The 16,671-nt window shown below is 66.3% G+C and carries 16 protein-coding genes; 3 read left to right on the top strand and 13 right to left on the bottom strand.

Annotation, left to right across the window (positions count from 1 at the left end; all coding sequences use genetic code 11):
- Nucleotides 1–111: 111 nt before the first annotated feature.
- The gene (gene gltB / locus EA472_RS16575) at nt 112–4,662 is read right to left on the bottom strand and encodes a glutamate synthase large subunit (protein WP_124192628.1); all 4,551 of its coding nucleotides are present in this window, start codon (nt 4,660–4,662) and stop codon (nt 112–114) included.
- Between the two features lie 191 nt (nt 4,663–4,853).
- Between gltB and EA472_RS16570 the strand changes: the two genes are divergently transcribed.
- Nucleotides 4,854–5,168 carry a YbjQ family protein gene (locus EA472_RS16570; RefSeq protein ID WP_124192627.1) on the top strand — a complete coding sequence of 105 codons (315 nt, stop codon included), beginning with the start codon at nt 4,854–4,856 and terminating at the stop codon, nt 5,166–5,168.
- Nucleotides 5,169–5,236: 68 nt separating this feature from the next.
- On the opposite strand, the gene EA472_RS16565 is transcribed toward EA472_RS16570, so the two are convergent.
- The 8 genes from EA472_RS16565 to dnaJ form a co-directional block, all read right to left on the bottom strand.
- Nucleotides 5,237–6,070, bottom strand: coding sequence for an aldo/keto reductase (locus EA472_RS16565; RefSeq protein WP_124192626.1), 834 nt, complete (start codon nt 6,068–6,070; stop codon nt 5,237–5,239).
- Nucleotides 6,071–6,154: 84 nt separating this feature from the next.
- Nucleotides 6,155–7,837, bottom strand: a complete 1,683-nt coding sequence (locus EA472_RS16560; protein WP_124192625.1) for an acyl-CoA mutase large subunit family protein — start codon at nt 7,835–7,837, stop codon at nt 6,155–6,157.
- A 43-nt stretch (nt 7,838–7,880) separates the two neighbouring features.
- Nucleotides 7,881–8,492 carry a GNAT family N-acetyltransferase gene (locus EA472_RS16555; RefSeq protein ID WP_124192624.1) on the bottom strand — a complete coding sequence of 204 codons (612 nt, stop codon included), beginning with the start codon at nt 8,490–8,492 and terminating at the stop codon, nt 7,881–7,883.
- Nucleotides 8,493–8,636: 144 nt separating this feature from the next.
- A complete protein-coding gene (locus EA472_RS16550) occupies nt 8,637–9,518 on the bottom strand; it encodes an alpha/beta fold hydrolase (protein ID WP_124192623.1) in 882 nt (293 codons plus the stop codon).
- A 16-nt stretch (nt 9,519–9,534) separates the two neighbouring features.
- Complete coding sequence (locus EA472_RS16545; protein WP_165874929.1) at nt 9,535–10,041, bottom strand: YciE/YciF ferroxidase family protein; 507 nt, start codon at nt 10,039–10,041, stop codon at nt 9,535–9,537.
- 194 nt (nt 10,042–10,235) lie between these two features.
- On the bottom strand, nt 10,236–10,808 hold the full coding sequence (locus tag EA472_RS16540) for an NAD(P)/FAD-dependent oxidoreductase (RefSeq protein ID WP_124192622.1): 573 nt from the start codon (nt 10,806–10,808) through the stop codon (nt 10,236–10,238).
- 75 nt (nt 10,809–10,883) lie between these two features.
- Nucleotides 10,884–11,636, bottom strand: coding sequence for a hypothetical protein (locus tag EA472_RS16535; protein ID WP_124192621.1), 753 nt, complete (start codon nt 11,634–11,636; stop codon nt 10,884–10,886).
- A 73-nt stretch (nt 11,637–11,709) separates the two neighbouring features.
- On the bottom strand, nt 11,710–12,861 hold the full coding sequence (gene dnaJ / locus EA472_RS16530; RefSeq protein WP_124192620.1) for a molecular chaperone DnaJ: 1,152 nt from the start codon (nt 12,859–12,861) through the stop codon (nt 11,710–11,712).
- Nucleotides 12,862–12,992: 131 nt separating this feature from the next.
- Between dnaJ and EA472_RS16525 the strand changes: the two genes are divergently transcribed.
- Nucleotides 12,993–13,457, top strand: coding sequence for a hypothetical protein (locus EA472_RS16525; protein WP_243637879.1), 465 nt, complete (start codon nt 12,993–12,995; stop codon nt 13,455–13,457).
- Between the two features lie 172 nt (nt 13,458–13,629).
- On the opposite strand, the gene EA472_RS22605 is transcribed toward EA472_RS16525, so the two are convergent.
- The gene (locus tag EA472_RS22605) at nt 13,630–13,770 is read right to left on the bottom strand and encodes a hypothetical protein (RefSeq protein ID WP_165874928.1); all 141 of its coding nucleotides are present in this window, start codon (nt 13,768–13,770) and stop codon (nt 13,630–13,632) included.
- 178 nt (nt 13,771–13,948) lie between these two features.
- Between EA472_RS22605 and EA472_RS23430 the strand changes: the two genes are divergently transcribed.
- Nucleotides 13,949–14,062, top strand: a complete 114-nt coding sequence (locus tag EA472_RS23430) for a phosphohydrolase (RefSeq protein ID WP_394341352.1) — start codon at nt 13,949–13,951, stop codon at nt 14,060–14,062.
- 231 nt (nt 14,063–14,293) lie between these two features.
- On the opposite strand, the gene EA472_RS16520 is transcribed toward EA472_RS23430, so the two are convergent.
- From EA472_RS16520 to EA472_RS16510, 3 genes are all read right to left on the bottom strand, one after another.
- A complete protein-coding gene (locus tag EA472_RS16520; protein WP_243637878.1) occupies nt 14,294–14,575 on the bottom strand; it encodes a GYD domain-containing protein in 282 nt (93 codons plus the stop codon).
- A 231-nt stretch (nt 14,576–14,806) separates the two neighbouring features.
- Complete coding sequence (locus EA472_RS16515) at nt 14,807–16,120, bottom strand: DUF418 domain-containing protein (protein WP_124192618.1); 1,314 nt, start codon at nt 16,118–16,120, stop codon at nt 14,807–14,809.
- 178 nt (nt 16,121–16,298) lie between these two features.
- The gene (locus tag EA472_RS16510; protein WP_124192617.1) at nt 16,299–16,625 is read right to left on the bottom strand and encodes a hypothetical protein; all 327 of its coding nucleotides are present in this window, start codon (nt 16,623–16,625) and stop codon (nt 16,299–16,301) included.
- Between the last annotated feature and the right edge of the window lie 46 nt (nt 16,626–16,671).

Below are 16,671 nucleotides of genomic sequence, written 5' to 3'. Positions count from 1 at the left end.
CGACGATCGCTACCGGGACGAGCGCGACCGCGAGTACGACTTTCGCCGACTGGACGAGAGAGAGAGCAGTCCGGCGGCCCCCAGTACCGCCAGCGCGGCCGGCGGAACGGATCAGTCGTCGCTCGCGGCGAAGCCGGCCGATTCGGCGTCGAACTCGGCGTCGGGCGAGCCGGGGAGTTCGGCTCTGACGTCGTCCGAGCCTCGTTCGGCGATCGCGTCGCGGTAGGCTTCGGGCATGACCTTCACGAACGAGTCGAGTGCCCCCTCCCAGTCTTCGAGCAGCGCTGCGCCGCGCTCGGAGCCGGTGAAGGCGACGTGGTTCTCGACGAGACGGTGGAGCATTCGCTCGTCCTTCTCCTCGAGGTCGTCGTACAGCGTCACCATCTCGGTGTTGGCTTTCGCCGAGAATCCGCCGTCGGGATCGTAGACGTAGGCGACGCCGCCGGACATTCCGGCGGCGAAGTTCTTGCCCGTCTCGCCGAGGACGGCGACGACGCCGCCGGTCATGTACTCACAGCCGTGGTCGCCGACCCCCTCGACGACCGCCTTCGCGCCGGAGTTACGGACGGCGAAGCGCTCGCCCGCGACGCCGTTGACGTAGAGCTGTCCGTCGGTCGCACCGTAGAGCGCGACGTTGCCGATCGAGACGTTCTCGGTCGGATCGTAGTTCGCCGTTTCGGGCGTTCTGACCGTGATCGTGCCGCCCGAGAGCCCCTTGCCGACGTAGTCGTTGGCGCTGCCCGTGAGGTGAAACGAGACGCCGCTTGCCAGGAACGCGCCGAAGCTCTGGCCGGCGGTGCCGTCGAAGTCGACGGTGATCGTCTCCTCCGGCAGACCGGGCTCGCCGTAGCGGCTGGTGATCCGATTCGAGAGCATCGCGCCGACCGCCCGATCGACGTTCGTCACGTCGCTCGAGAGGGCGATCGGCACCTGCTCGTCGATCGCGGTTGTCGCGGCGTCGATGAGGTCGCGGTCGAGTTGATCCTCGAGTTCGTGGTCCTGTTCCCGGACCTTCCGTCGCACGTCGCTTGCGGGATCGGCGAGCACGGCCGAGAGGTCGACGCTGCGCGCCTTCGGATGGGAAACGTCGTCGCGCTGTTCGAGGACGTCCACCCGGCCGATCATCTCGTCGACCGTCTCGAAGCCGAGTTCGGCCATGATCTCGCGCAGCTCCTGGGCGATGAACGTCATGTAGTTGATGACGTGTTCGGGTTCGCCGGGGAACCGCTTGCGGAGGTCCTCCCGCTGGGTCGCGACGCCGACCGGACAGGTGTTTTTGTGACACTGCCGGGCCATCACGCAGCCGCTCGTGACGAGGCTCGCGGTGCCGAAGACGTACTCCTCCGCGCCCAGCAGGGCGGCGACGGCGACGTCGCGGCCGGTCTTCATCCCGCCGTCGGCGGAGACGCGGATCCGGTCGCGAAGGCCGGTCGCACAGAGCATCTGGTTCGCCTCGGCCAGCCCGAGCTCCCAGGGGAGACCGGCGTTTTTGATCGACGTTCGCGGCGACGCGCCGGTGCCGCCGGAGTGGCCGGAGATGTGGACGACGTCCGCGTTCGCCTTCGCGACGCCGGCGGCCACGGTGCCGATGCCGGCTTCGCTGACGAGCTTGACGTTGACGTCCGCATCCTCGTTGGCCGTTTTCAGGTCGAAGATGAGCTGTTTCAGGTCCTCGATCGAGTAGATGTCGTGGAGCGGCGGCGGGGAGATGAGGCCGACGCCCGGCGTCGACTTGCGCACGTGGGCGATCATCTCGTTGACCTTCTCGCCGGGAAGGTGGCCGCCCTCGCCCGGCTTCGAGCCCTGGGCCATCTTGATCTGGAGTTCGTCCGCACTCGAGAGATACGTCGAGGTGACGCCGAACCGACCCGAGGCGACCTGCTTGACGTTACACTCTTTTTCGGTTCCGAACCGCTCGGGCGGCTCGCCACCTTCGCCGGAGTTCGACTTGCCGCCGATGCGGTTCATCGCGATCGAGTTGTTCTCGTGTGCTTCGGGCGAGAGCGATCCCAGCGACATCGCCGCGGTCGAAAATCGCTCGACGACGTCGGCGACCGGTTCGACGTCCTCGATCGGAACGGGCTCGCGATCGGAATCGAACGCGAGCAGCCCGCGTAGCGTCTGGAGATTCTGGTTCTGATCGTTAATCAGCTCCGCGAACTCGCAGTAGCGTTCGTAGTCGTTCGATCGGACGGCCTGCTGGAGCGTGCCGACCGTCTCCGGGTTCCACTGGTGGTGAATGCCGTTCGAGCGGTGCTCGAACTCGCCGTGGCGGTCCAGATTCGACTCGTCGTCGCCGAAGGCGGTCGCGTGTCGCTCCCGGACGTCGGCTTCGATCTCGGCGAGACCGATACCCTCGGTCCGATTCTCGGTGCCCTCGAAGTACTCGGCGACGAGGTCGGAATCGAGGCCGACGGCTTCGAAGATCTGGGCCCCCTGGTAGCTCTCGACGGTCGAGATTCCCATCTTGGCCATGATCTTCAACAGCCCGTCCTCGACCGCGCCGACGTAGGCGTCGACGGCCACCTCGGTGTCGGCACCGTCCGGTCCGGCGGTGAGGTCCTCGATGGTCTGGTAGGCGAGATACGGGTTGACGGCACCGGCTCCGTAGCCGACGAGCGTCGCGAAGTGGTGGACCGTCCGGGGATCGCCGGACTCGACGACCAGGCCGACGTGGTTTCGCAACCCGTTTCGAACGAGGTGGTGGTGGACGCTCCCCGTCGCGAGCAGACTCGGAATCGCCAGCCGATCCTCGCCGACGGCGCGATCCGAGAGGACGATCACCTCGTGGCCGTCCTCGATCGCCTCCACGACGTCCTCGCGGACGCGTTCGATCGCCGCCTCGAGGTCGGAACCGGCCTCGTCGCGTTCGGGCTCGTACGTGACGTCGATCGTCGCGGCCGTGATGCCGTTCGCGGCGCACTCCCGGATCGCCTCGAGTTCCGCGTCGGTGAGGATCGGCGAGTCGAGGACGAGCTGACGTGCGTGCTCGGGCGACTCGTCGAGCAGGTTCCGCTGGTGGCCCAGCCGGCTCTCCATCGAGGTGACCAGCTCCTCGCGGATGTAGTCGAGCGGCGGGTTAGTGACCTGCGCGAACAGCTGTTTGAAGTACGAAAACAGCGGCCGGTTGAACTCCGTGAGAACCGAAAGCGGCGTGTCGTCGCCCATCGAGCCGACCGGATCCTTCCCCTTCTGGGTCATCGGTTCGATCAGGTTCTCGAGTTCGTCGTGGGTGTAGCCGAACGCGGCCTGGTGGTCGCGAAGCTCCGAGACAGGCCGACGTGGCGAACTGTCGCCGGTCGTCCGCACGTCGTCGAGGTGAACCTGTTCGCGGTCGATCCACTCGCCGTAGCGGTCGTCGGTGAGTCGGTCGAACACTTCCTCGTCCGGAACGACTCGCCCCTCGTTCGGGTCCGCGAGAAAGAGCTGTCCGGGCTGGAGCCGTCCCCGTTCGTCGATCTCCTCGGGCGGCGTCTCGAGCGCTCCCGCCTCGCTGGCCACGATCAGCCGGCCGTCCGTCGTCACGTCGTACCGACACGGGCGCAGCCCGTTGCGGTCGAGCACCGCGCCGACGCGTTCGCCGTCGGTCGCCGCGACGAGCGCGGGGCCGTCCCAGGGCTCGACCAGCGAGGCGTGGAAGTCGTACCAGTCTTTGCGGTCTTCGTCCATCGACTCGTCGCCCCGCCAGGCTTCGGGCACGAGCATGCGCAGCGCGTGCGCCAGGTCGCGGCCGTCGTGCATCAGGAGTTCGAGCGCGTTGTCGACGCTCGCGGTGTCGGACTGGTCGGGATCGTTGATCACCGGCTTCACGGCGTCGAGGTCGTCGATGACGTCGCTCTCGAGGTCGGTTTCCCGGGCTCGCATCCAGTTGACGTTCCCCTGGATCGTGTTGAACTCGCCGTTGTGGACGACGTTCCGGTACGGGTGTGCGAGGTGCCAGGCGCCGAGCGTGTTCGTCGAGAAGCGCTCGTGAACCATGACGAACGTCGACTCGAATCGCTCGTCGGTCAGGTCGGGGTAGTAGGAGGCGACCTGCTCGCCCTTGAGCAGTCCCTTGTAGACGACGGTCTTCGAGTCGAGCGAACAGACGTAGAATCGGTCCGAACCGTCGACGTCGCAGTCTTCGACGGCGTTCTCGAGCGCCCGCCGGGCGACGTAAAGTCTGCGATCGAAGGCGTCCCCGTCGACGTCGTCGTCGGGGGCGACGAACACCTGTCTGACGTCCGGCTCGGATTCGATCGCCGTCCGTCCGAGGTCGTCGTTGTCCGTCGGCACGTCCCGCCAGGTCAGCACGTCGAGGTCGGAGGACGAAAAGACATCGTCGAGAATCGAGATCAGTTCCTCGCGCGCCGTCTCGTCCTGAGGGAGAAAGACCGAACCGACGGCGTACGTCTCCGGGAGCTCCACGTCGAGGACGTCCCGGAAGAACGCGTCGGGCGTCTGGAGTACGATCCCGGCCCCGTCGCCGGTGTTCTTTTCCGCACCGGTCGTCCCGCGGTGTTCGAGGTTGACGAGCAACTCGAGTCCGTCGGCGACGATACCGTGGCTTCGACCGCCGTCGAGGTCCATGACGACCCCGACGCCGCAGTTCGACCGGGCATCAGTCGGATCCGCGAGCCCCTGTGCGGACTCGGCGGATGGCGCGCTACGTGGCTGTGACATACACTGCGGTAGCGAGAGGCGATATATGAGGCTACCCCATTATGACTATATGTATTATAGACACATATAATCGAATTTAAGGAATACGATTCCGATTGATTTGTAATTACACTTCCCCCGTCCGCGGCCGATTCGGCCGGCCACGTCGCGTGGGGAAAACCTATACGATCCGACGGGTAAGTGACATCGGTATGTACATATCGAACACGGAGACCGTCCCCGACGGCGAGGTCGTCGAGGTGCTGGGAATCGCCCGCGGCAACACGGTCGAGGCCAGGAACGTCGGACGCGACATCACGCAAGGGATCAGAAACGTCTTCGGCGGCGAACTCAAGGCGTACTCGGACCTGCTCACGAAAGCTCGTGACGAAGCCATCGCGCGGATGGAAGCCGACGCCGAGGAGATGGGCGCCGACGCCGTCGTCAACGTCCGCCTCGAGACCTCCCAGATCACCGAGGGCGGCTCGGAAGTGATGGCGTACGGCACTGCCGTTCAGCTCAGGTAACGCCCCGGTCTCGGGTCGCGGCGTTCGGTATCGATCCGGATGCACGCCGCTTGCCCCTCTCGAGGTCCTCACTCGACCCCGAGTCTGGCCGCGAGCCGCTTCCAGCGGCCGTCGCCGAGTTCCGACACCGACTGCATCTCCTCCGTCGATAGCTCGAAGTCGAACAGCGCCGCGTTCGTTTCGATATGTTCGCGACTCGAGGCCTTGGGGATCGCCGACACGGCGGGTTGCTGGAGCAACCACCGGAGTGCGACCTGCGGTGCAGACTTGCCGTGAGACGCGCCGACCTCCGTGAGGCGGTCGTCGCCGACGACGGCACCCTCCGCGAGCGGGCTGTACGCCGTCAGACAGACGTCGCGGTCGACGCAGTACTCGAGCAATTCGTCCTGGCGGTGATAGGGGTGGTACTTCACCTGATTTGCGACGATCGGCGTCTCAGACAGCTCGATCGCGCGCTCGAGCTGCTCGATCGAGAAGTTGCTGACGCCGACGTGCTCGACCCGTCCGTCGTCCTGAAGTTCGTTCATCGCGCCCAGCGTCTCGGAGAGCGGTGCGCGCTCGCTCGGCGCGTGGAGCAAGAGCAGGTCGACCGTCTCGAGCGAGAGGCGTCCGAGACTCCGTCGCGTCGACTCGAGGACGTCCTCGCGCGCGGCGTTATCGGGATGGACCTTGGTGACGACGAAGATTTCGTCGCGATCGACGTCGCTGTCCGCGATCGCTCGCCCGACGGCGGCCTCGTTGTCGTACATCTGTGCCGTGTCGACGTGACGGTAGCCGGCCGAGAGCGCGGTTTCGACGGCGCGCTTGCACTCGTCGCCGGTCATCCGGGCCGTTCCGAAGCCGAGTTTCGGGATCTGGGCGCCGCCGACCGAGACGGGATCGATGGGGAACGCGTCGGTCATACCTCGAGCGTCGTCGCCTCGGGACGTTAATTCTCGGCCTGATTTCGGCGCGGACGCCGCGTCGACTGGAGCGGCCGAGGCGGGTCAGACCGCGCCGCCGGGCTGGTACTCGCCGAACTCGTCGCGCATGACGTTACAGATCTCCCCGACGGTCGCGTACGCTTTCACCGCGTCGACGATGTACGGCATCAGGTTCTCGTCACCCCGCGCCGCGTCGCGCAGCGCCTCGAGCGCGGCGTCGACGGCCTCGTCGTCGCGCTCGGCCCGGACGGACTGGAGGTGGTCGATCTGTCGCTTCTCGTCCTCCCGGGTGACCTCCTGGACGTCCATCTCGGGCTCTTCGTCGACCTCGAACTCGTTGACGCCGACGATGATCCGCTCGCCCTCCTCGATCTCGCGCTGGCGGTCGAAGGCGGTGTCCTGAATCTGACGCTGGACCCACTGCTGTTCGACCGCCTCGAGCATGCCGCCGCGGTCGTCGACCGCCTCGAGGATCTCGTAGGCCTCGGCCTCGACCTCGTCGGTCAGCGACTCGACGTAGTAGCTGCCGGCGAGGGGGTCGATCGTGTCGGCCGCGCCGGACTCGTGGGCGAGGATCTGCTGGGTGCGAAGCGCGGTGCGAACCGACTCCTCGGTCGGAAGGGCGAGCGCCTCGTCCTTGCCGTTCGTGTGCAAGCTCTGGGTGCCCCCGAGAACGGCGGCCAGCGCCTGGTAGGCGACTCGCACGACGTTGTTCTCGATCTGCTGGGCGGTGAGCATCGAGCCGGCGGTCTGGGTGTGGAACTTGAGCTGTTTCGATTTCGGGTTCTGCGCGTCGAACCGCTCTTCCATGACGTCGTGCCACATCCGTCTGGCTGCGCGGAACTTCGCGACCTCCTCGAAGATGTTGTTGTGACCGTTGAAGAAAAACGACAGCTGGGGGGCGAACTCGTCGACGTCGAGCCCGGCGTCGATCGCCGCCTCGACGTACTCGATGCCGTTGCCGAGGGTGAACGCGAGCTCCTGTGCGGCCGTCGAACCCGCTTCGCGGATGTGGTAGCCCGAGATCGAGATCGTGTTGAACTTCGGCGTCTCGGCCGCACAGAACTCGAAGATGTCCGTGATGATCCGCATCGAGGGGCCGGGCGGGTAGATGTAGGTGTTCCGGGCGATGTACTCCTTGAGGAGGTCGTTCTGGATCGTCCCGCGAAGCTCGCTGCGATCGACGCCCTGCAGGTCGCCCACCGCGACGTACATCGCGAGCAAGACGGACGCCGGCGCGTTGATCGTCATCGACGTCGAAACCTCGTCGAGCGGAATGCCGTCGAAGACGGTCTCCATGTCCGCGAGGGAGTCGATCGCCACGCCCGCCTTCCCGACCTCGCCGGCGGCCATCTCGTCGTCGGAATCGTAGCCCATCTGGGTGGGCAGGTCGAACGCCATCGAGAGGCCGGTCTGGCCCTGATCCAGCAAGTAGTGGTACCGCTCGTTGGTATCCGCCGGCGTCGAGAAACCGGCGTACTGGCGCATCGTCCACAGCCGCCCGCGGTAGCCCGTCGAGTAGACGCCCCGGGTGTAGGGTGGTTCGCCCGGAAAGCCGAGGTCCTCCCGGTAGTCCAGCTCCGAGACGTCGGCCGGCGTGTACAATCGATCGACCTCCTGTCCGCCGGTGTCCGTCGTGAACGTCTCCCGTCGCTCGCCGAATCGATCGACGACGGGTTCGACCGCCTCCTCGCACCACTCCTCACGGGCGGCGCGGATCTCCTCGAGATCTTCAGGATCAAACATTATGAATACGGATGGTGGGGGGTGGCTTGAAAGTTGGTGAGTGCTACCGACCGGTGTCGTACTTGTACGTCGCCGACTCGGGATCGATGCCGAAGTCCTCGGGCGTCTCGTCGTTCGAAACCTCGTCCCGACCTTCCGGCGCTCGCTTGAACGCTTCGCGCAGCCGCTCGGGCATCTGGAACGCCTCGACCTCGATCGACAGCGGGACCGCGTCGGGGTCGACCCCCTCTCGCTTGGCGTCCAGCCGGTCTCGAAGGGGCTCCGGCAGCCGGGACTCGTCGATCCGCTGGAAGCCGAACTGGGCGAGGTACGCCCCCTCACCGGTCAGCGCGTAAACGGTCTCGAATCCCTGATCGCCCGCGTACTCGAGCAACCGCTCGACGACGTGTGCGCCGACGCCCTGTTCGCGCCACCCCTCGAGAACGCCGATGCTGGTCAGCTCGCAGACCTCGCCTCCGCTCGCACGCTCGTCGTCGATCGACGCGCCGTCGAGCTTGTGGATGCGAATTCGACCGAATCCGGCCTTCTCGCCGGACTCCTCGTCGACCGCGACGACGTAGTCGCGCGAGCGGAACGCCGTGTCGTCGAGCCCCATCGCCTCGATGTGCTCGAGCAGCCAGACCTCCTCTCTGTTTTTCGCGTCCCGCACGTACATGATTCGACGTAGGGAACGTGCGGCCAAAAGCGTTTGCGGGTCGAACGCGCCGTACCGGCACGCGTCGGTACCTGCTGCCCGTGCAGGCTGGGCCTCGATCCGGACGCGTCAGGTACGGTCCACGAGTGGCCGCCGCGAGCCGGTTCACTCTCCGGGCGCGGTACTCCGCTCGAAAAACGAGCGCACGCTGGAGTCGAACGTCGCCTTGCGCTCGTGGAACGCGCCGTGTTTGGCCCCCGGGACGAGCTCGAGTTCGCCGCGGGGCAGTGCCTCCGCCGTCTCCCGCGTGCGCTCGGCCGTGAAGTACGGATCGCGTTCGCCGCCGAAGACGAGCGTCGGCCGCTCGACGTCCGCCAGTTCGTCGCGTCCGTCGAACCGCCGAACGAACGCGAGCGATCGACTCACGTCAGCCGGTTCCGCGGGTCGCGCCTGGAGGAATCGGCCGACGGTCCGAGCCGCGAGCGGGTAAGCGACCGCGCGTCCGTCCGCGAACATCGCCGCGGCGAGGTCGGCCCTGATCGCCGCCCAGTCGCGTTCGCGCGCGTACCGCTCGAATCGACGGATCGCCGGTCGAGCGCCGTCGTCGAGTCGAGCGGCGCTGTTCGCCAGGACGAGCCGATCGACGAGATCCGGCCGCCGCCGGGCGAGAGCCTGTCCGATCAGCCCGCCCATCGAGATGCCGATCACGTCGATCGTCCCGCCGGCGTCGACGATCGCCTCGAGCGCCCGGGCGTGAGTCTCGACTGCGTCGGCGGGCCCGTAGCCCGGCGGCAGCTTGCGGGGCCTGCTCAGCAGGTAGATCTCGTGCGTCCGGAGGTAGCGAGCGAAGTAGGACGCGAGCGCCCACCCCGAAAACGGCGGATAGTCGCCGGAGAACATCGCGTCGCCGAATCCCGGCAGGACGACGAGCGACCGGGGCTTCGAACCGGCGCGCACGTACGGATGGCCGCCGGGAAGCGTCCCGGTCTCGCAGCCGGCCGCTCGAACGGCCCTCGTCGGGTCGGCGAACCGCTGGATCGGTATCACGACGGAACCCTCCGCATCACGGCGTCAACCGCTCCCAGAGCGACTTCAGCTCCGAAGCCGTCTCCATCGCGGAGAGCTCCCGGTAGGCCGCTTTCTCCTCGTCGTAGTTCGACTCGAGGGGCTTTCGCACGGCGTCGCCGTAGCCGAGTTCACCCGCCATCGTCGACAGCCTCTCGTACGCAGTCATCTCGAAGCGCTCGGTCGTCATCCCGGCGTTTAAGTAGACCATATTCCGCAGGTCGTCGTCGGTGATCTCGCGCTCTAAGTCGCGTCGCTCCTCTTCGAGTGCATCGAGGACGGGCGAGTCCCGCGCCTCCGCCGGCCTGTCGAGGGCGGCGAAGACGTCCTCGATCCGCTCGACCTGCGTCCTCGTCTCGTCGCGGTGGTCCGTGAACCCTCGGCTCAGCCTTTCGTTCGTGGCGTCGATCGCCATCTCGTCGAGTGCGTCGACGAGTTCCTGTTCGACGTAGTACTGCTGGGCGAGCCTGTGGACGAACAGCTCCTCGAGGCTATCCATACTCATGTTGCGACCGCCATCGGGGAGGCCGTTAACGCTGGTCCACGAACACGCAGGGAATCCGCGGGCGGATCTGGCCGCACCCGGCGGACGGTTCGCCCGGAGTCATACGGTTTACTGTCCGTCAGTTCCAGCGCACACGCGACACGGGCTGCGGGTGCACCCGTACATCGGGACAGTAATCCGTATCAGGTGGTGGCTCACTCGGATCGAAGCGAGGGAACGTCGGCGGGCGTGTCGAAGTCGTGGAAGTGTTCGCCGCGTTCCTCGCTGAGGACGTCGAGCGCCGCCGCCGCACCGTCGCCCGCGGCGATCACGGCCTGCCACTTCTCAGCTCTCACCATCGCCCCCGTCGCGTACAGGTTCTCGACGCTCGTCTCCATGTCCTGGTCGACGCTGACGGTGCCGTCGTCGTCGAACTCGCACCCGAGGTCCTCGGCTACGGACCGATCGGTGCCGGTCGCGAGGACGACGTACTCCGCGTCGTACTCGCCGTCGTCGGTCTCGATCTCGAACCCGCCGTCCGTCCGATCCACGCCGGTCACTTCCTCGCCCACGCGCACGTCGCCGGTGCGGTCGCGCACCTGTCCGCGCGCAAGTTCCACGAATTCGTCGCCGCTGAGGCTACGAACGCCGAGGTAATTGAACAGGTGGGCCTTGTGCATCCACGTCTCGTCCGTATCGAAAACGACCGTCTCGAGGCCGTTTTTCGCGGTGAACAGCGCTGCGCTCAGGCCGGCGGGACCACCGCCGACGATGACGACGTCGGTCATACGCGAACCGTCCACGATCGGACGGAAAACCGTTTTTCCGGCGGCCGTGACCGTTTCGCGACCGTGAGAGTCGTCTCAGTCGATCGTACCGGTTGGATCGATGCGCTCGGCTTCGGGAACCGACGCTCTCGAGACCGCGTACTCGCCCCGTGGCTCCGGTTCGGCCCGGTCCGAATCCGCGTCGTCGGCGAGGACGATCACGCCGTCGGCGACGAGCGGCGCGATCACGCCTGCGACGACGGTTTCGACCCGCGAGAAGGGAGCGCGAACGACCACGCGGTCGCCGGCCGCGAGGCCGAACTCGTCGATCACTCCACGGGCCGCCTCGAGCGCGCCGGCGTGGCTCACGGTCCGGTCGCCGTCGGTCAGAAGCGGCGTCTGGGGATCGACCGATAGCGGCGGAAACGACGGATTCTCGCTCCAGAGGCCGGCGTCGAAGTGGTGGACGTCGGGCTCGGCCGGTCGGTCGCCGTACCCCACTCGCTGGGCCCCCCGCGGCAGTTCGTACTCGCCGGACTCGAGGTCGGAGACCGGTGCGACGAGCGCGCGGAAGTCGTCTTCGTCCTCGAGATTTTCGGGCGGATCGAACCGCGTGGCGGCCTCGAGGAGCGTCGTTCCGAAGAAGGCGACGAGCGCGAGCGGGCCCTCCCCCACGACGCCGACCGTGACGCCCTCGCGGACCCCCGCGTGACGGAGGAAGTTACCCGACTTCCAGGACGTCGTACAGAGCCAGTGGACGTCGAACTCGCGGCCCGTCGCGTCGACCAGCGCCGTCCGATCGTCGCGGCGGTCCCGGGCGAACAGGTCGTCGACTGTGGCGGCGTCCATACGTCGTCGTGGACGCTCGGACGAAAAAAGCGCGCCGACTCCGGCCCGGAAACGCGAGTGAGGAAATCGCCGATCAGAACGCCCGCTTGATCTTCTCGAAGAAGCCGTCTTTGATCTCGATCTCGTCGCCGCCGGCCTCCGCGAACGCCTCGAGGGTCTCGCGTTGTTCCTCGTTCAGCGACTTCGGAGTGACGACCTGGACCTGGACGAAGAGGTCGCCCTGGCCCCGACCGCGCAGGCGCGGCATACCCTTCCCCTCGAGACGGAAGACCTCGCCGCTCTGGGTACCAGACGGGACCTCGAACTCGACCGCGCCGTCGAGCGTGAGCACCTCGACGGTATCGCCGAACGTCGCCTGCGGGAACGAGATCGGGAGCCGATAGCGGAGGTCGTCGCCCTCGCGTTCGAACTCGTCGTGTTCCCGGACGTCGACGTCGATGAGGAGGTCGCCGTGGGGGCCGCCTTCGGGACTCGGCGCGCCTTCGCCCTCCATCCGGAGCGTCTGGCCGCTCTGAATGCCGGGCGGGACCTCGATCGTTAGCGTCGCCTCGTTTCGGACGTAGCCCTCGCCTCGACACTCGTCGCAGGTCTCGGAGTAAAGCGTCCCATCGCCCTCGCAGCGTCGACAGGTCGTCGTCTGCTGGACGCGCCCGAGCGGCGTCTGTTGAACCTGCGTGACCTGGCCCTGTCCCTGACACTCGGGGCAGGTCCGTGCGTCGGCCTCCGGCGGGTGTCCCTCGCCGTCACAGCGGTCGCACGCCTCCGGTCGTTCGATCGTGAACTGCTTTTCCGCGCCGTCGAACGCCTCCTCGAGGTCGATCTCGAGTTCCGTCCGGAGATCCTGTCCCTTCCGCGGCCGGCGGCGACCCCGTCCGCCGCCACCGCCGAAGACCTGCTCGAAGATGTCGCCGAGACCGCCGCCCATGCCGCCACCCATTCCGCCGAACGGGTCGCCGCCCATACCGCCAGCACCCTGGCCCGCGTCGAACCCGTGTTTCTCCGCCTGCTCGTAGCGGTCGTGGCCCATCCGGTCGTAGGCGTTTCGCTTTTCCTCGTCGGTCAACACCTTCTTCGCCTTCTGGATCTTTTTGAACTTTTCCTCGGCGTTCGGATCGTCGCTGACGTCCGGATGGTACTCGGTGGCCTTCTTCCGGTACGCCTGCTTGATCTCCTCGGTCGAGGCGTCGGGGCTCACGCCGAGAACGTCGTAGAAATCCTCACTCATTCGTTGCCCACCAGTAATCCGTTGATCCACTTGAAACGACCGTTCTCGAGCGAGAGACGACCGCGCGGCGAGCGACGACGAGGCGCGTCGAACCCCTACGTTTGTGGTCGTTCGCCTCGAACGACGAGCCGATGACCGCCGACGGACGCTACAAACTGTTCGGAGTGTACGTGTCGAAACCCGTCCGCGACGCACTCGCGACGTACCTCTACGAGGAAGCCGGCGTCGTGGAGTTCGAGGGATACTTCGACGCCGACGCGTCCGCGGTACCCGAGGGCGACCCCGGCGGGGACGCGACCGACGCGCTCGTCTCGACGGTCGTCGCCGACTTCGCGTCGCTGTACGACGCGTCCGATTTCGACGCGGCGCGAGCCGTCGACCCTAACTCGTTCGTCCTCGCGCACCTCGCCGCCGAGCCCGGAACGGTCGCGAACGCCCGCGAGCGGTTCCAGGCCGCCGCGACGATTCAGGACGTCGACCTCCGAACGGTTCACACGGCCATCCTCGACGCGCAGCTTCCCGAGGCCGAGGATGGGCGGTTCGGGCCCGACGGTCCGCAACGGGAGTTCGAACCGGACGACGACGGACTCGAGTGACGCGCTCCCGGAACTGCTCGCCGGGACCCCGTCGACCCTCGAGAACCGGTCGTCGGGTGGCCGCTCGAAAATCGTCGTCGGCCGCCGCCGCTCAGACAGACCACTGTACGTCATCGCCGGTGGGACCGCAGACGGGTGCGGTCCCGCCGGTAACTCGTCACAGTGGGCCGTATCAGGGCGTCTGGAGATCCCAGATGCTCACCCAGTGGTCGGCGTACTCGGCCTCGTGCTCGCTCGCGTACCGGTTGGCTTCCGCCCAGTCGCCACACTCGTACTCGAGGTCGCAGCCGTCGCAGTGGAGACGGTATGCCATATCATACCACAGTACGCGAAGTCGCTTAAGCGTTCGTCAGGATTTCGCGAAACTCGCTCGAGAGCGGGACTCGACCCCGTTCCGTTCCTCGTGACCGTCGTCGTGTCCCGTCGGAAAATAATTAACTCGGTTTCGTATTAGGGTACTTTTACATAGTTCCCCGTCGAACCCACGATCGATGCCAGAAGTAACGATCTCGGATCGCCTGTACGAGAAGCTCGAGGAACAGACCGACGACTCGATCGAGGACGCGCTGTGGGAGCTGATGTATCACACCCACCGCGACTACTGACGCAGGCGACGGCGCTTCCCGGACGGTGGCCGACGTAGGCGCTTTTCTCTTTCCGAACTCGCCCGAGCGGATCGCAGTCGCGACCGGACCTCTCGAGGAACGCCCCCGATGGCGACTCGAAGGCGTCGGGGACGAGTCTCCGCGTTTCGACGGCGATCTGCGTAGCGACCGTCCACGCTGGTCTCTACGGGTGAACGAGGCGAGTTCCCCCGGGCGTGACCCCGAAGCGGTTCACGGCAGTCCATCGAGCAGCGCTCGCGTCGACTCTCTCGAGAACGCCTTGCTGGTCTCCGAACTGACGTTACCGTCCTCGGTGACGGAGAGGATCGCCTGCGCCGCAGTTTCGTCGTCGGGAAACTCGCTGATGGTGATCGTATCGTACCGTCCCATCAACATGTAGAATTCCCGCAGTTCGCCGCCAACCTCGGCGAATCGTTCCTCGATCCGGTTGATTCGCTCCGGACTCTCCCTGATGGTCTGTGCTCCTTGCTGGGTGTACTGCCACAGTGTCACATATGTCGGCATGACAAGATCAACTGGCCACGGCGGTCGTAATAAAACTCACAGTCCGGACGGTCGGTCGCGGAATTCTGCGTCTCGTCGAGCCAGGTTCGGTGTCCGGCGTCGCCTCCCGCTCTCCACCCGTCCACGGGACGAGTGCGCCTTCTCGCGCTCGACATTCGACGGCAAGCGCAGAGTCCGGTCGCGCGGCCGTTACTGGCTCGTCGCGACTCGAGTCGGCCGCTACCGCTCGAGTCGCATCGGTTGTCGCTCGCCGTAGGTGAGCGTCCGCCAGAGCCACTCGACGGGGCCGAACCGGTACCGGTTCAGCCACGCGACCGACAGCGGCACCTGGATCGCCCAGATCACCACCACCACGCCGAGGAGTTCGACTCTGCTCAGCTGCCCGAACAGACCGAGCCCGTGACCGTAGAAGATCGTCGTCGCGAGCACCGTCTGGAGGAGGTAGTTCGAGAAGGCGGTTCGACCGACGGCCGAGAGCGCGCCGGTTACGTAGCCTCCAGCCGCAGCCCGACAGCAGAGCACGATCCCCGAGACGTACGCGAGCGCGAGCAACAGCGATCCCCAGTAGTTGAACTGACCGGCGAGCAACAGCACGCGCCCGGTCTCCCAGCCGACGAGCTCGCGGTAGGCGACGCCGGAGAGGATCAGCGCGAGGCCCGACAGCGCGCCGACGACGAACAGCCGCCGGTAGAACTGCGTGCTCCGCTCGTTCGAGAGGACGCCCCACTTGTAGAGCGCCATTCCGATGACGATCAACCCCCCGTACAGCCAGAACGTCTCGAACGCGAATCCGAACGTCTGTGCCCCGAAGACGATCGGCGCGCGGTGTTCCATCTGGTCCGACCAGCTTCCCCGGTAGGCGGCGATCTCCTCGTCGATCGCACCCTCGTCCGCGCCGTACGCGGCGAGCAACTGCGATTCGATCTCCGCCTGCGCGTCCGCGTCGACCATCACGTAGCCGGCACCCATCGCGAGGTAGAGCAACGACGGGAGCGCGAACATGACGAGCCCGAGCGCGAGAAGTCGCTTCGGTCGCCAGTTCCGGACGAACACGAGGACGAACCCACAGAGCGCGTACGCGACGAGAATGTCACCGTACCACAGCAGGTAGGCGTGGCCGAGTCCGATCAGGAGCAACCAGAATCCGCGGCGAAAGTGCAACCGAAGCGCGGGTTGTCCCTTCCGCTCTTTCGACTCCGTAAACAGGACGATACCGGCCCCGAACAGGAACGTAAACAGCGTGACGAACTTCCGCTCGAAGAAGACGTGGCTGACGAACCAGGCGAGGTAGTTTCCCCCCGAAAGGTCGCCGTACCGCGTCGGATCGAGCCAGCCGATCACCGGCAAGGCGAACAGCCAGATGTTGATCACGAGGATACCCAGCAGTGCGAATCCCCTGAGCACGTCGAGACTCTCGATGCGATCGTCGGGATCGGTCGGTCCCGGACGATCCTCGAACTCGAGGGAAGTCGCGTTCGTCCCGTCTGCGTCTCCGGCGGTCGCGTCAGCGGTGGCGGGTGATTCGGATAGCATACCCGTTTCGAGGAACTTGTATAATATCTCACACCCGGCGTAGTTAAGAAGATCGAAAGCGTCCGTCGCGGACGGTGGAGCGGTCACTATCCGCTGGAAACAAACGAGCGAGGATGCGCAGCGACGCCTGGGCGGCCGATCGCCAGGCGTCGTCCGCTCGTTCGACTCGGAAACGCGCTCAGTACGGCGGCTCTACGGTCGTGATCACCCGCACCTCTGCGTCGTCGATCGTCGGCTCGTGGAGGGTTTCCCCGTTCGGAAACGTCGTCGTCACGTAGCCACCTCCACTCAGGTGCTCCCAGACGATTTCGCTCGTCGTTCGTTCGTATCGGATGGACTCGAGTTCGTCGTCGCTGATCGAGTGATAGACGCCGGCGTCGAACGTGCCGTCGTCCCACAGTTTGATCCGGCAGGTTCGCGGTGCCGGCAGTTCGTCTCGAGCGATCTCGCGCATCTCGTCGACGATCGGTGCGAGCGGTTGCAGCGGTGGTATCTCTCGCGTCATGGATGTGAGCGTCCGCTCTCCCACAGCCGGCGGGAGGCGACGCTCA

Origin of the sequence: Natrarchaeobius oligotrophus, from assembly GCF_003841465.1 — an archaeon.
Lineage (GTDB): Archaea > Halobacteriota > Halobacteria > Halobacteriales > Natrialbaceae > Natrarchaeobius > Natrarchaeobius oligotrophus.
The sequence above is the reverse complement of the archived record's forward strand: the minus strand, read 5'-3'. Positions and strand labels throughout refer to the sequence as shown.